Consider the following 13,239-nt stretch of genomic DNA (forward strand, 5'->3'; position numbering starts at 1 on the left):
TGCCGTCGGGCCACCCGCTGTTCTTCCAGCACACGCGCAAGGATGCCCTCAGCGGCGCGGACGTGGTGTTCGTCATCGGCACGCCGTTCGACTTCCGCCTTAACTACGGCGCCGAGCCCACCTTCAGCGCGGAGTCGAAGATCGTCCAGGTGGACATTGATCCCACGGAGATCGGGCGCAACCGCCCGGTGGAGGTGGGCATCATCTCCGACAGCTACAGCGCGCTCGCGGCCTTTGCGGACGCGGCCCCGCGCATCAAGCGTGACACCTTCCTGGCCGGCCTGCGCGCCCGCGAGGACAAGCGGCTGAAGGATCTGGAGCAGTGGACGAAGGACGACAGCGTCCCCATCCACCACTACCGGCTCGCCAAGGAGATGTCCGACGTGGCCAACTCGGCGGGCCAGGATCCGGTGTTCATCGCGGACGGTGGCAACTGGGTGGCCCTGGCCGCCAAGGTCATCGAGCTGCGTCAGCCGGGCCGCTGGCTGGATCCGGGGCCGCTCGGGTGCCTGGGCGTGGGAGCACCCTTCGCCATCGCCTCCAAGACGCTGCACCCAGAGCGCACGCACTGGATCATCCAGGGCGACGGCTCGTTCGGCCTCAACGGCATGGACTACGACACGGCCTTGCGCTTCAAGCTGCCCATGGTGTGCGTGGTGGGCAATGACGCCGCCTGGGGGCAGATCCGGCTCCCGCAGGTGAGCATGTTCGGCGAGGACAAGTCTCCGGGCACGCTGCTGGCGCCCACCCGCTATGACAAGGTGGTGGAGGCGCTCGGCGGCTACGGCGAGCACGTCACCGAGCCCGCGCAGATCCGCCCGGCGCTGGAGCGCGCGGTGGCCAGCGGCACGGTGGCCTGTGTGAACGTCATGCTCGATCCCGAGGCGCCCATGAAGGCGGGTGCAATGGGGTATGCCGTCTGAGCCGTTCCCGTCCGGTTATGCCATAACGCAGTACTTACGCTTGGAGTCACACCATGAAAATGAAGCTCTTTTCCGCTGTCCTGCTGTCCACTGCGCTGCTCGTGGGTTGTGGGGATGAAGAGACCGCCGACGTCGAGGGGTGCGAGCACCTCCAGGGAGGGCCGGCCTCTTCCATCAACGCCACCGCAGCCACTGCCGGCGCGCCGGAGGTGAAGGCCGATCATCGCCGCTATGACATCACGCTCGTCGACGTGACGGGCGGCAAGGGGGGGACTGTCTCCTTTGCCTCGGCGGAGGAGGCGCACTACGTCCTCTTCACCAGCGCGGACGTGCCAGTGGCCATCAAGGATGGGAGCGGAACGACGGTTGCCCTCGAGGAGAGCGTGAAGACGTCCTCCGAGTGCACCGAGATCAAGGGGCGCCACACGGTCGAGCTCGCGGTGGGCACTTACTCCATCACCTTCGGTCCCACCTCGGCGACGTCCGTCTCGGTCGTCATGGAGGAAGACGCAGGAGCGCACGACCACGAGCACTGATCCTTCAGGAGGAACCGATGCCCACCTACCGCATTCTCTCCAGCAACGCCGCACTGCTCGTCGTGGACATCCAGGAGCGCTTGTGCGCAGCCATGGAGAGGGAGTCCCTCGAGCGCATGCTCAAGCGCACGGGTGCCGCCATTGAGGGCGCCAAGGCGCTCCAGCTGCCTATCCTCGTCACCGAGCAATACTCGAAGGGGCTCGGGCCCACGCACCATCAGCTGTGCGAGCGGCTGGGGGGGTTCAAGCCGGTGGAGAAGCTGGCCTTCAGTGCGGCCACGGCCGAAGTCCTCACCCGGCTCGAGGGGCGGCGGCAGATCCTCCTCGCCGGAATGGAGACCCACGTCTGCGTCTTCCAGACGGTGCGGGATCTCGTGGAGAAGGGCTTTGAGGCCTGGATCCTGGCGGATGCCATCCTCTCCCGCTCGGCCGAGGATCGGCGCGTCGGCCTCGAGCTATGCAAGGAGGCCGGCGCCCACATCACCACGGTGGAGTCCGCGCTCTTCGACATGCTTGGGCGCGCGGGCTCTCCCGAGTTCAAGCTCATTTCCTCTGCGGTGCGGTAGGCGGCTTCGAGGTGGGCGGGAGCACATGGCCCCCCAGGGAGGTGGCGGGCAGCGAGGGCGAGAGCGCGCCGACGTACAGCAGGCCGTGGTAGCCCTCCTCGGAACGCTCTGAGAGCAGCTTGACGTAGGGGCTCTGCCCGGGCGGCGCGGCCACCCGCTCGCTCGGACTGGCGTTGACGATGTTGCACACCAGCTTCGCGTCACGGCTCAGATCGCACCCCCAGCGCTGGCCCTGGGCATAGCTGAGATCGAACGTCAGCAGCGCCTGTTCGCTGCTCACCAGCCGCTTCGCCATGGGGACGAAGTCCCGGTCCCACTGCGTGCCCTCGACAGTGCGGGTATGGGTGTTGCCGGCCAGGATGACGAAGAGCTCGTCCGGGTGGCCCTTGCGGCGCGCCTCCCAGACTTCGGCCAGGAGGGCGTCGCGCTTGCTGCCCACGGCCTCCTCGGTGTCATAGGCCACCAGGGTGATGAACAGGCCGTAGTGGCGCAGGGCGCGGACGCGATCGATGAGATCCATGATGGCGCGGCTGCTGCGGCCATCCTGGAAGGGCCTGCGCCAGAACGGGCCGCGCAGCAGTTCGTCCTGGTCCGAGGGAGCTCCCGGGCTGGCCAGGTAGCGGTTGATGCGCTCCTGCTCGGTACGAGGGATGGACAGGCCCAGCACCACGCTGAAGCCCGCCGCGGAGGACTGACACACCATGTCGCCGACCACCGCGGGCGTCTCCCGGCTGCCGAGCTGCTCGCCGACGAGGAGCGTCAGCCCTGGCTTGAGCAAGGGCGTGAGGCCACGGACCTCCTGGGGGCAGGGCGTCACCACGGGGGCCTGCGCGGTGCCTTCGCTCTTCCAGCGATCGAGGTAGAACTCGGGCGCCCGGAGTCGGGGCTGATCCGGCTCGGGCGCCACATTCCGGGAGATGACCTCGATGCCGACGTTCTGCTCCAGGCGGGCCTTGAGCTCCTTCTCCAGCGGCAGATCGCGCAACCCCACCCTTGTCTCACGATCCCTGTTGGCCTTCTCGATGGGATAGGGCTCCTGGGCTTCGAAGTCGGTGTGGTGGTGCTGCATGAACTTGTAGAGGTTGGGCCGCTGCTCGCTGTTGTTGCTGATCACCGTGCGCCACATCCGGTAGATGCGGACCACGGACTGCCGGGGGCCCACTCGAAGCCCGGACACCAGGTAGCGGTACTGGCTCTGGTTGCCCCACTGGTGCCCTGGGGCCTGCGGCTCCGACCATGTGGTGAGCATCAGGGTCGGGTCCTCGCTGCGCTCGAAGCCGTAGCCCTTCTCGCTGAGCAGCTGGCGGGTCTCCGCCAGGGCCTCCTCGAGCGGCTTGAGGAAGACGTGCTCGTAGCGGGGGCCGGAGGGTTCCGAATCAGGCCGGGGAGTGCTTCCTGCACAGCCGGCCACCCAGACAACAAGGCAGAACAGCAGGACTCGCGGGGGCATGGTCGCTCCAGGGCGTTGAGCCAACGCTCTCACAACGACCCATGAGCGGACGCATATCGTCCGGCCAGGCGTGCCCCTGCTTCGGGGCACGCCCCGGATGAGAGCGGCTCAGCGCGTCGGATCGAGCAGGTCGAGGAAGGCGCGGATGAGCGCGGCGATCAGCACCAGCACGCTCGCGAGCACCGTCTGCGAACCGCCGACCGGGAAGTCATAGAAGTAGGCGAACAGATAGCCGCCGACCCCCGAGATGCACCCAGCCAGCGTGGCCAGCAGGAACGTCCACTGGAGCCGGAAGTCCAGCACCAGCGCGGCGATGGCGGACAGGGTGGAGAAGGCGAACACGGGCAGCGAACCCAGCGCCCGCGCCGACACACCCACCATGACGCCGATGGAGATCATCAGCGTCGCGTCCAGCATGCGCACGGGGAGCCCCTGCACGGTGGCGCCGATCCGGTCGAAGCTGACGAAGGTGAAGCCGCGGTACCACCAGATCTGGAGGAAGAGGATGGCGCCGCCCACGCCGGCCACGGTGTAGAGGTTCTCCGGGGTGACGAGCACCGCGGTGCCGAAGAGGATGCCTTGGATGTCATGGGCCTCTTGCGCGATGCGATCCCCCACCAGCACGGCCGCGCCGCCGGCGAACGCGAAGGCCAGGCCGAGCATGCTCTCGCGCGTGAGCTTGAGCCGGGCGGGATCCAGCATCAACAGGAGCGTCGCGATGACGGACAGGCCGGTGGCGCCCACCATGGGATCCACACGCAGCCCCAGGTGGATCTGCGCGAAGAACGCGAGCGCCACGCCCAGACCGGCCGAGTGGGTGACGGCGGCGCTGACGAACACCATCCGCCGCAGCACCACATAGACGCTCAAGAAGCCGAGCACGCCTCCGGCGATCAAGGCGCAGAGGATGGGATCGCCAAACAGATCCCAGCTGGCCAGCAGCTGCTCCCACTTCGAGAGCTCAACCATGGGGGTGTCCATGGGAGTGTCCATGGTTCTCTCCTGACTTGGCGCGAGCGCAGTACTCGTCGCCGTATTGGTGGCGGAAGGCGGGGGAGCAGAAGACGGTCTGCGAGTCGCCGACGACGATGGACGGCGTCTCGCGATCCAGGAACACCATGGTGTCGGCGTGCTTGGCGGCGAGCGCTAGATCGTGGCTCACCACCACCACGGCCATGTTCTGCTCGCGCGCCAGCCGGACGAGCCGCTCCATCGTCTGCTGCTCGGCGACGGCGTCCATGGCGGCGGTGGGCTCATCCAGGAGGACGAACTCCGCCTCGCTGGCGATCACCCGGGCCAGCAGCGAGCGCTGCTTCTGTCCCTCGGACAGCTCGCGGTAGGGGCGGTGGGCGAACGAGCGCGCCCCCGCCGTGTCGATCGCCGACTCCGCGATCTTCCTCTCCTCCGACGTGGAGAAGGGACGCATGAAGTTCCAGCCCCTCAGCCGCCCCCAGATGACCATCTCCTTGGGGCGCATCGGCAAGACGGAGTCGATGCCGATGGTCTGCGGCACGTAGGACCACTTCAGGTCCGGGCGGTGCCGGATGACACGTCCGGAGACCGGCGGGATCATCCCCAGGAGGGTCTTGAACCAGGTGCTCTTGCCCGAGCCATTGCGGCCCACCACGGAGATGAAGCTGCCCTTGTGAATCTTGAGGTTGAAAGGCGGCAGGATGGCTGTCTCCCCATACCCGACGGCCAGCTCCTCGCAGGAGATGAGCAAGTCGCCCTGCTTGGGCGAAGGAATCGCCGGGGCTTCGCCCGGCTTGGGAGGATCATCGGGTTTCACGCTTCACCTCTGCCTGGGGCGCCAGCTCGGTGATCGACTTCAGGAGCTGGGTACGCGTTGCGGTGTTGTCCGGATGGTTCAGGTCCACGATTCCATTGATGTCCGGCGTGGCCGCGGACCAGTCCACAGGATCGAAGCTCGCGGGGGTCAGCTCCAGCGCCAGGTCCAGCAGGACGCGCGGCGCGTGCTCACGATCGGAGGGGACGTCGAGCGTCCCCGTGAGCACGGCGACCGGCTCGGCCTGGGCACCGGACGCGGTGAGCTCGAGCTGGAAGGGTCGCTCGCCCGAGAAGCGCGGGGGAGATCGTGCATCCCGAACGGATCCCTCGAGCCGCAGGGCCGTTATCGTCCAGCGCCCGCTGGACACGGTGAGCTGAGGCAGCTCGCAGTCCGGCTCGCACTCCAGCGCGCGCGTCTCCGGGACCAGCAGGTCCAACTCGCCGACAGCGAGGGTGGCGACGGTCGAAGCGGCGGAGCCACCCCCGGACAGCTCGGCCTCGACCTCCTCGTAGGGGACCTGAGCGCCGTCGTCACGATCGCAGTGCCCGTTGTGACAGATGGAGTAGCCGGGCGGAGGGTTGGCGGGATCGAAAGAGGTGGGGCCACCGCCCCCAGCGCGGCCGAGGAGCTCGATGCGATCCAGCCTCACGCGCGCGGTGGTCAACTTCATCTGGAAGTCGGAGCTGAGGCGCTGGTAGCCGTCCCCGACCTCGCGCGAGGCGGGCGAGGTGTAGGCAGCCCTCAAGGACGGCTCGAGCACGGCGAAGCCTTCGCCGGCGTCCAAGGCGCAGCCGGTGAGCAGCAGCAGCGGCAGCAGGAGACGGACGCGCATGCTCAGCCCCCCTTGGCCGCGAAGGCCTGCTCGAGCCTCTGCACCAGCCGCTCCATGCGCTGGACGTACGTCTCACCCTCACGGAATTTCGCGCCGCTGGGGAAGATCACGATGCCGGCGGGGATCTTGGAGGCCACGAGCTTGGAGGTGGAGTCCGGGTAGTACTCCTCCTGGACGACGAACTGCGCCTTCTGCTGTCGCCCCTGCATGAGCACCTGGGCCACGTGCGAAGGCGTGGGAGGGATGCCCGGCTTCGGCTCCAGGTAGGCAATGGTCTTGAACCCCAGCCAGTCCCCCAGGTACGCCGTCGTCTTGTGGTAGGAGATGACGGGCACGCCGCGCACCGCGGCCAGACGCTTCTCCCAGCCCGCTCGCGCCGCCTCCACCTCGGTGATGAACTTCTCCAGGTTTGCCTGGTAGCCAGCAGCGTTCTTCGGATCGAGCTGCGCCATGCGCTCCTGGAGGCCGCGCGCCACGGCCACGGCCATCCGGGGATCGTGGAGGTAGTGGGGGTTGCCGCCCGGGTGGACGTCGCCCTGGCTGCGGTCGACCTTGACCACCGGGGCCTCGAGGATCTTCACGAACTGGGAGGCATCCAGGAAGCCCGGGTTGCCCGCCAGGATCTTCGAGTTGCGAGCGCTGAGCTGGAGCGTGGGCAGCCAGCCGATCTCCAGATCCAGCCCGATGGCGATGAGCAGATCCGCCTTGTTGAGCGCGAGGGCGAGGTTGGGCTTGGCGTCGACGAAGTGGGGATCCTGCGAGGGGAGCGCCAGGACGGTCACCGAGGTCTTGTCGCCCCCGATGGCCTTGGTGAGGGCGCCGAGATCCGCCACGGTGGTGACGACGTTCAGGTCCGCGTGGGCGGGCAGGGCGAAGAGACAGAAGAGAGCGGCACTGAGGATCGAGAGTCGGAAGGAGTTCATCGGCGAATCTCCACTGGAGAGAGGGTCAGAACGCGTGGGAGCCATGCGCGCCCACCACGGCTTCGAGGGTGAGGAAGGCCGAGTAGTCCCGCTCGTCCCGCCAGCCGGCGCGGTCGGTGGCGGCCTGCAGACGCAGCCGGGAGAACTCGGTGGGCCAGAAGGTGACGCTGGCGGAGATGCGCTGGCGCGTCTCGGTCCACTCCGGGTCGAGCGGATCGTTGGCGAGGCGGCCGTCTTGATCGTGTGCGGCGGTACCGAACTCGTAGCGCGCAGCCGTGGCCCACCGCTTCGCGAAGCGCCAGAGGACCTGGGCATAGCCGTTGTAGTCGGAGAGGACGTCGTCGGGCACCTGCCGGCGACGGTAGAGCAGCTCCGCCTGGAGGGAGATGATCGTGTTGCTCGCCACGGTGGTGGGCCGGTACTTGAGATAGACGTCCGTGCCGAAGACGTTGGTGAAGTTGCGGTAGCCCGTGGGGTTGGGGCCGGTCGCGGAGGACAGCCCCCACAGCAACGACAGATCGTCCGAGAGAGCGAAGAACTGCTTCACCGCCCCGGTGAACTGGAAGTCGAGCGGCGACACCACGCGGCCACCCCCGCCGCCCAGGAAGCTGCGGGCGGTGCCCTCTCCGGTGGCATCGGTGGTCGAGCCCACCAGCTCCACGTACCAGGGGAGCGGCGTGAGCCAGGACACCTCGAGGCCCAGGCCCCGGTTCCCCTCTCCACCGAAGACGCGTCCCACGGCGAAGGCCTGGTCCGCGAAGTCCCACGCGTGCGGGTGCGTGGGGTTGATGCGGCCGAAGCGCGTGAGGAACTGCCCGGCGCGCAGCTGCAGGTTGGCGGGCAGATCCAGCGTGGTGACGTACACCTCCTCGATCTCCACGCCCGCCAGCGCGAAGACGATGTTGGCGTCGAAGCGGAAGTAGGGATCCACCACGCTGCGGACGCTGAGCTCGAGCTGCTGGAAGTTGAAGCCGTTGGTGTTCGGGTCATGCCCTCCCGACTGCAGCGGCTCCTCGGCGGTGAAGGCGGCGAGCGCCGCGTCCAGGACGAAGCTCAGATCGAGCCACTGGTTGTTGGAGCCCACCCGAACCACAGTGGGCACCGAGCCCGAGCCCGAGCTCGCCGGAGCCTCCGCCGGGGTGCCGGTGCCTGCCTCGGCCTTGTCCTTGCCCAGGGCGGCCTCGATCTCCGCCAGGTCGTCGGCGATCGCTGGATCGGTGGGAGCTCCCTCGGCGGGCGGCGTGCTGGCGTCCGCTGGCGGCGTGCTCGCGTCAGGCGGAGCCTGCTGCGCTGAGGCGGGCAGGGCGTACAAGAGGAGGCAGGGGACGAGGGCGATGATGCCGGGAGACTGACGTGAACGAGGAAACACTCGGGAACTCCTCAGGACTCAGACGCCTAGGGGAAGGCGTCAACCCACAGCGGTCGCTTCGGGACGCTAGGCGCGCACCGGGGGCGATGACTTGGGAGCGGTGGCGAGGATGGGGACGGAGCACAGAGAGCCCGGCGGTGCGGTGGCCCGCAGGCTCGTGCCGAGACACTCCGCGGCCACGCTCACCGTCTCCGAGGTCTGCGTGTCACCCCGCGCGCCGGTCGTTTGCACCGGGCAGGCCTCGTGCGTGGAGCGCACCGGGTCCACGCCGTTGTCGGCGCGCAGGGCGGCGATCACCGGCTCGCTGTGTGAGCGCCGGGACTGCCACTGGCCCGAGCCGCGCACCGTCTCCTCGAAGATCTGGTGCTGCGCGCAGAAGTGGTGGGTGTGCTCCCGGGAGTGGACCACGGTCATCACCGGCTGCAACGCCCACAGCGCGACGAGCAGCGTCGCGGTATAGCCTCGGAGGTGGGAGGTGCGGTCGGTCATCGGGGGAAGAGCCAGCCTGACTGCTCTACTGACGGACTCTGGGGGTGTCAAGGCAGCCGACGTTCTGGAAGGCTCCAGGATGCTACAAGCACGCAGGGTGTTGGAGGTCCACGCCATGGAGAGTCAGCCTCCCAGCCAGTTCATTCCCGTCGCTCGATTGTCGGAGCTGGATCCACGCGGGCGCGCAGTGGTGACAGTCGAAGGCGAGCGGGTGGCCATCCTCCGAGTCGCGGGCGAGCTGTTCGCCATCCAGGACACCTGCCCTCACCGGGGAGGACCGCTCTCGGAGGGGGACGTGGAGGGGTACGTCCTGCACTGCCCGCTACACGCCTGGCCATTCGATGTCCGCTCGGGCCTGTGTCCGATCATCCGGGGGGCTCGGATCCGCACCTATCCCCTCCGGGTGGTGGGCGAGGAGATTCAGGTGGCCCCCTTCTCGGGTAGGGTGTCGAACCCCTGATGCCGTCAACCTAAGGAGTACCGCCCGTGGGAAACCGTCGAGCCGTCCACCGCCAGCCCCGAGGCGCCCAGCCCGCCACTCCGGACGCGGCCGCCATGGCCTCCGCGGTGCGGGACTTCCTGCGTGCCGCGGGCCTGCCGCTCACGGATGCGAACCTCGTCGACACACCGGAGCGGGTGGCCGAGGCCTGGGTGAGCGAGTTCCTCGACGGCTACGCGCGCACACCCGAGGAGGCGCTCGGGGAGAGCTTCCCGGCGCCCGAGGACTCCTCGGGCGAGCTGGTGGTGGTGACGGACCTGCGCTTCCACTCCATGTGCCCGCACCACCTGCTGCCCTACGAGGGCCGCGCGCACGTGGCCTACGTGCCCGGCAAGCAGGTGGTGGGCTTCGGGCGGCTCTCCGCGCTGGTGGACTGCTTCGCCCACCGGCTCATCCTCCAGGAGGACCTTGCCCGGCAGGTGGCCGGCTCGCTCGCGCGGGTGCTGGGCAGCCCCGCCTCCGCGTGCATCATCGAAGCGAAGCAGGCGTGCCTGCGCCTCCGGGGAGACAAGCAGCGCGACGCCGTCACGCACGCGGAGGCCTACGAGGGGCGCCTGCGCAAGGATGGGGCGCTGCGCCGCGAGCTGTGGACGCGGCTGGGGATGCCGCGATGACCATGCCGTTCGAGCAGACCTTCCCGCGCGTGGAGCCACAGCTCCTCGAGCGGGCGTGGACGGCGCTCCACGAGGTGCTCTCTTCAGGGCAGGTGCATCGCGACGAAGACACCCGCGCGAAATACGCCCGGGACGAGTCTGACAGCGGCATCTACCCGCCCGACATCGTCGTCTTCCCCGAGAGCGCCGCGCAGGTCTCCGCTGTCTTCAAGACGTGCCAGGCGCTGGGTGTGCCATTCACCCCCTGCGGCGCGCGCAGCGGCAAGAGCGGTGGCTCGCTGCCCCTGCGAGGCGGCGTGTCGGTGAGCCTGGAGCGCATGAACCGCATTCGCTCCATCTCCGTGGAGGATCTCACCGCCGTGGTGGAGCCGGGCGTCATCACCGGCGATCTGATGAAGGCGGTGGAGGAGGTGGGCCTCTTCTATCCGCCGGATCCCAACTCGTGGCAGTTCTGCACCCTGGGCGGCAACGTCGCGGAGAACGCGGGCGGTCCCCGCGCGCTCAAGTACGGCGTCACACGGGACTACGTCATCGGTCTGGAGTGGGTGCTCCCCGACGGGGAGATCCTCCAGGTAGGCCGGCGCACCATCAAGGGCGTGGCTGGCTACGATCTCGTGGGCCTCTTCGTCGGCTCCGAGGGCACGCTCGGGGTGGCCACGGAGATCACCGTCCAGCTCATCCCCCGGCCCCGGCACGTGATGACGGCGCTCGTCATCTTCGACTCGGTGCTCACCGCGGCGCGGGCTGTGACGGCGGTGCTCGCCTCGGGCGTGCTGCCGCGCACCCTGGAGCTCATCGACGACGTGGCCCTGCGCGCCGTGGATGGCCGGGGCTTCCACTTCCCGCCAGGCGCTGGCTCCGCCGTCATCCTCGAGGTGGATGGCCACGTGGAGGAGGGGCTGCTGGCCGAGCTGGCCCAGGCCGGCGAGATCTGCGAGCGCCTGGGGGCCACTCAGACGCTCGTCGCGCAGAACGAGGACCAGCGCGAGAAGCTCTGGGCCGCCCGGCGCGGAGTGTCCACCGCCCTCCGAGCCCTCAAGCCTCACAAGATCTCCGAGGATATCGCCGTCCCCCGCTCCCGCATCCCCGAGATCATCGAGCGTCTCAAGGCCATGGGCGCCGAGCTGGGCCTCATCGTGGCCACCTATGGCCACGCCGGCGACGGCAACCTCCACGCCAACATCCTCTACGAGGGGCCCCACCAGCGCCCGCTCGTGGAGACGGCTATCCGACGCATGCTCGAAATGACGGTGCAGATGGGTGGCACGATCACTGGCGAGCATGGGGTAGGACACGCCAAGCGGGACTACCTGGCGCTGGAGCAGTCCTCGGCCGTGCTCGCGCTACAGCGTCGGCTCAAGGCCTTCTTTGACCCATCAGGTCTTCTCAACCCCGCGAAAATGTTTCCCGATCCCAAGCGTTTCTAGAGACGCAACGGCGGGGAGAAGCACTCGGAGCCGGGACCTGTGACGCCCCTGTCACATGTCCAATCGGGCAAAAAATTCCCTGCGTGGAATGAGAAACCCTTTCGCTCGTTGCGCGTCATAGAGACAAGTCGGCGCGGGCGGGAGAGTCGAGCGCGTCGGGAGCATCTCGGAACGGAGGTTGGGAATCATGGCCAACACGACGAAGTATGCGGCAGAGGGCCTGTCGCACTACCTGCGTCACCTGGGTGGGCACCAGCAGCTGACGCGGGAGCAGGAATACGACCTGGCGAGGAGGGCGCGCAAGGGCGAGGAGTCCGCTCGGCAGACCCTGGCGACCTCGAACCTGGCTTTCGTAGTAGCGGTCGCCAAGAAGTTCGCCAACCGCGGCTCTCGGCTGGATGACCTCATCCAGGAGGGCAACGTCGGTCTGATGAAGGCGATCGAGCACTTCGATCCCAAGAAGAATGTCCGCTTCGCCACCTATGCCGTCTGGTGGATTCGCGCCTACATCACCCGCTACCTGAAGGACAACCGCAGCCAGGTACGTGGAGGTGAGTCCGAGCGAGGGAGCATGGTGGACTTCTCGCTGGATGCCTCCATCGACGAGGAGGGCGAGACGACGTTCCTGGACCGGCTGGAGGACTCGGGCCCGTCTCCGCAGGAAGTCTTCCTGTCAAGCGAGCAGGACTCGGAGGTGCAGGAGGCGCTGGCCAAGGTGCGCAAGCGCATTGGCGATCTGGGCTGGGACATCCTCCAGGAGCGGCTCACCCAGGACAAGCCGCTGACACTGGAGGAGCTGGGCCAGCGCTGGGGCGTGTCGCGTGAGCGCGTGCGCCAGGTGGAGCTGAAGACGAAGAGCTTCCTCGAGCGCTACCTCTCCGCGTTCAACCAGGACGAGGAGATGCTCGAGGAGCTGGCGGCAGACGCGGCCTGAGCGCCGCCGGCCCCCGCTTCCGAGCTTCGGTGCAAGCAGGGCGGTACCCCGGGCAGCCCGCCGGGGGCCGCCCTTTGTGTTTTTCACACCCCACTTTTTCTCACCCAACATGGTAGGTCGGGTTGCTGGACAGCGAGGGTGCGTGCTAACACCGCCGCCCATGCGCTTGATTTTCCTTGCCCTTTCCTTGTTGCTGGCGCTCCCGGGCTACTCGGCGACCCCGGAGGTGCTGGCCTCGCTGGATGCTTCTTTCGCCAAACGCGTGGAGCCCGCGGCCCTCAAGGAGCACGAGGACACGCTCAAGAAGGAGCTGCAGGCGGCCCCCGAGGACTACGAGCTGCTGTGGCGCAACGCCCGGCTGCTGGTGTGGCAGGCGGATGGCGCCGGCGATAATCGGCTGAAGAAGGTGCTCGGCAGGCAGGCGTGGGACGCCTGTGAGAAGGGCGTGAAGCTCGCCCCCGAGCGGGTCGAGTGCCAGTACTACTCGGCCGCGGGCATCGGCGTGTACTCGCAGGCGGTGGGCATTCTCAAGGCGCTCAAGGAGGGCCTGGAGGGCAAGTTCAACGAGCGGCTGGACGCGGCCATCAAGATCGATTCCTCGTTCGAGCGTGCGGCGCCCTTGCTGGCGAAGGGGCGCTACCACTACGAGCTGCCGTGGCCGAAGCGGGATCTGGGCGAGTCCGCGAAGTTGTATGAGAAGGCCATCGCGAAGTTTCCGGACAACCTCCGCGCCCACTACTACCTGGCCGAGACGCTGCTGGCGGACGACAAGGCGGAGAAGGCGCGCGAGGCGATCCTGAAGGTGAAGCAGGGCAGCGTGGCGTACGATCCCGCCGATGGCCGGCGCGTTCAAGAGTGGGCCAAGAAGGTAGAAGCCAAGATCACGGA

Annotated in this window: 15 protein-coding genes; 8 read left to right on the forward strand and 7 right to left on the reverse strand. The window is 68.1% G+C overall.

Annotated elements, in window-relative coordinates:
* From VD972_RS01820 to VD972_RS01830, 3 genes are all read left to right on the forward strand, one after another.
* Nucleotides 1–923 (forward strand): thiamine pyrophosphate-dependent enzyme (locus VD972_RS01820; RefSeq protein ID WP_324979794.1); only part of this gene is annotated, 923 nt, incomplete at its 5' end.
* Nucleotides 924–976: 53 nt separating this feature from the next.
* Complete coding sequence (locus VD972_RS01825) at nucleotides 977–1,459, forward strand: hypothetical protein (protein ID WP_324979797.1); 483 nt, start codon at nucleotides 977–979, stop codon at nucleotides 1,457–1,459.
* Between the two features lie 17 nt (nucleotides 1,460–1,476).
* The gene (locus VD972_RS01830; RefSeq protein ID WP_324979800.1) at nucleotides 1,477–2,025 is read left to right on the forward strand and encodes an isochorismatase family protein; all 549 of its coding nucleotides are present in this window, start codon (nucleotides 1,477–1,479) and stop codon (nucleotides 2,023–2,025) included.
* Here VD972_RS01830 and VD972_RS01835 read toward each other — a convergent pair.
* The 7 genes from VD972_RS01835 to VD972_RS01865 all read right to left on the reverse strand — a co-directional run bounded on the left by VD972_RS01835 (nucleotide 2,003) and on the right by VD972_RS01865 (nucleotide 8,877).
* On the reverse strand, nucleotides 2,003–3,475 hold the full coding sequence (locus tag VD972_RS01835; protein WP_324979803.1) for a hypothetical protein: 1,473 nt from the start codon (nucleotides 3,473–3,475) through the stop codon (nucleotides 2,003–2,005). The genes VD972_RS01830 and VD972_RS01835 overlap by 23 nt on opposite strands.
* 108 nt (nucleotides 3,476–3,583) lie before the next feature.
* Nucleotides 3,584–4,456 carry a metal ABC transporter permease gene (locus VD972_RS01840; RefSeq protein WP_324979831.1) on the reverse strand — a complete coding sequence of 291 codons (873 nt, stop codon included), beginning with the start codon at nucleotides 4,454–4,456 and terminating at the stop codon, nucleotides 3,584–3,586.
* On the reverse strand, nucleotides 4,437–5,264 hold the full coding sequence (locus VD972_RS01845) for a metal ABC transporter ATP-binding protein (protein WP_324979806.1): 828 nt from the start codon (nucleotides 5,262–5,264) through the stop codon (nucleotides 4,437–4,439). Before VD972_RS01845 ends, VD972_RS01840 begins: the two co-directional genes overlap by 20 nt.
* Entirely contained in the window at nucleotides 5,251–6,096 is an 846-nt protein-coding gene (locus tag VD972_RS01850; RefSeq protein WP_324979808.1) for a hypothetical protein, read from the reverse strand. Before VD972_RS01850 ends, VD972_RS01845 begins: the two co-directional genes overlap by 14 nt.
* Nucleotides 6,097–6,098: 2 nt before the next feature.
* The gene (locus tag VD972_RS01855; RefSeq protein WP_324979811.1) at nucleotides 6,099–7,019 is read right to left on the reverse strand and encodes a metal ABC transporter substrate-binding protein; all 921 of its coding nucleotides are present in this window, start codon (nucleotides 7,017–7,019) and stop codon (nucleotides 6,099–6,101) included.
* A 25-nt stretch (nucleotides 7,020–7,044) separates the two neighbouring features.
* Nucleotides 7,045–8,388 carry a zinc-regulated TonB-dependent outer membrane receptor gene (locus VD972_RS01860; protein ID WP_324979814.1) on the reverse strand — a complete coding sequence of 448 codons (1,344 nt, stop codon included), beginning with the start codon at nucleotides 8,386–8,388 and terminating at the stop codon, nucleotides 7,045–7,047.
* A 66-nt stretch (nucleotides 8,389–8,454) separates the two neighbouring features.
* On the reverse strand, nucleotides 8,455–8,877 hold the full coding sequence (locus VD972_RS01865; protein WP_324979817.1) for a hypothetical protein: 423 nt from the start codon (nucleotides 8,875–8,877) through the stop codon (nucleotides 8,455–8,457).
* A gap of 115 nt (nucleotides 8,878–8,992) precedes the next feature.
* On the opposite strand from VD972_RS01865, the gene VD972_RS01870 reads away from it, so the two are divergent.
* From VD972_RS01870 to VD972_RS01890, 5 genes are all read left to right on the forward strand, one after another.
* Nucleotides 8,993–9,337: a Rieske (2Fe-2S) protein gene (locus tag VD972_RS01870; RefSeq protein ID WP_324979819.1), complete on the forward strand. Its 345-nt coding sequence runs from the start codon at nucleotides 8,993–8,995 to the stop codon at nucleotides 9,335–9,337.
* Between the two features lie 95 nt (nucleotides 9,338–9,432).
* Nucleotides 9,433–9,990 (forward strand): GTP cyclohydrolase I, encoded by a 558-nt coding sequence (folE, locus tag VD972_RS01875; RefSeq protein ID WP_324979834.1) that lies wholly within the window; start codon nucleotides 9,433–9,435, stop codon nucleotides 9,988–9,990.
* Nucleotides 9,987–11,417: an FAD-binding oxidoreductase gene (locus VD972_RS01880; protein WP_324979822.1), complete on the forward strand. Its 1,431-nt coding sequence runs from the start codon at nucleotides 9,987–9,989 to the stop codon at nucleotides 11,415–11,417. The genes folE and VD972_RS01880 overlap by 4 nt, the downstream gene beginning before the upstream one ends.
* A gap of 187 nt (nucleotides 11,418–11,604) precedes the next feature.
* Nucleotides 11,605–12,351, forward strand: coding sequence for a sigma-70 family RNA polymerase sigma factor (locus tag VD972_RS01885; RefSeq protein WP_324979824.1), 747 nt, complete (start codon nucleotides 11,605–11,607; stop codon nucleotides 12,349–12,351).
* 160 nt (nucleotides 12,352–12,511) lie between these two features.
* Nucleotides 12,512–13,239, forward strand: a 728-nt coding sequence (locus VD972_RS01890) for a tetratricopeptide repeat protein (RefSeq protein ID WP_324979827.1), incomplete at its 3' end; no start/stop codon positions are given.

It is taken from the genome of Hyalangium sp., from assembly GCF_035629615.1.
GTDB lineage: Bacteria > Myxococcota > Myxococcia > Myxococcales > Myxococcaceae > Hyalangium.

Excerpts from the sequence above, each read along its gene's own strand:
- VD972_RS01825 (WP_324979797.1), top strand. The coding sequence starts at position 977 with ATGAAAATGAAGCTCTTTTCCGCTGTCCTGCTGTCCACTGCGCTGCTC.
- folE (WP_324979834.1), top strand. The coding sequence starts at position 9,433 with ATGGCCTCCGCGGTGCGGGACTTCCTGCGTGCCGCGGGCCTGCCGCTC.
- VD972_RS01855 (WP_324979811.1), bottom strand. The coding sequence starts at position 7,019 with ATGAACTCCTTCCGACTCTCGATCCTCAGTGCCGCTCTCTTCTGTCTC.
- VD972_RS01830 (WP_324979800.1), top strand. The coding sequence starts at position 1,477 with ATGCCCACCTACCGCATTCTCTCCAGCAACGCCGCACTGCTCGTCGTG.
- VD972_RS01880 (WP_324979822.1), top strand. The coding sequence starts at position 9,987 with ATGACCATGCCGTTCGAGCAGACCTTCCCGCGCGTGGAGCCACAGCTC.
- VD972_RS01850 (WP_324979808.1), bottom strand. The coding sequence starts at position 6,096 with ATGCGCGTCCGTCTCCTGCTGCCGCTGCTGCTGCTCACCGGCTGCGCC.
- VD972_RS01885 (WP_324979824.1), top strand. The coding sequence starts at position 11,605 with ATGGCCAACACGACGAAGTATGCGGCAGAGGGCCTGTCGCACTACCTG.
- VD972_RS01840 (WP_324979831.1), bottom strand. The coding sequence starts at position 4,456 with ATGGACACCCCCATGGTTGAGCTCTCGAAGTGGGAGCAGCTGCTGGCC.
- VD972_RS01865 (WP_324979817.1), bottom strand. The coding sequence starts at position 8,877 with ATGACCGACCGCACCTCCCACCTCCGAGGCTATACCGCGACGCTGCTC.
- VD972_RS01870 (WP_324979819.1), top strand. The coding sequence starts at position 8,993 with ATGGAGAGTCAGCCTCCCAGCCAGTTCATTCCCGTCGCTCGATTGTCG.
- VD972_RS01835 (WP_324979803.1), bottom strand. The coding sequence starts at position 3,475 with ATGCCCCCGCGAGTCCTGCTGTTCTGCCTTGTTGTCTGGGTGGCCGGC.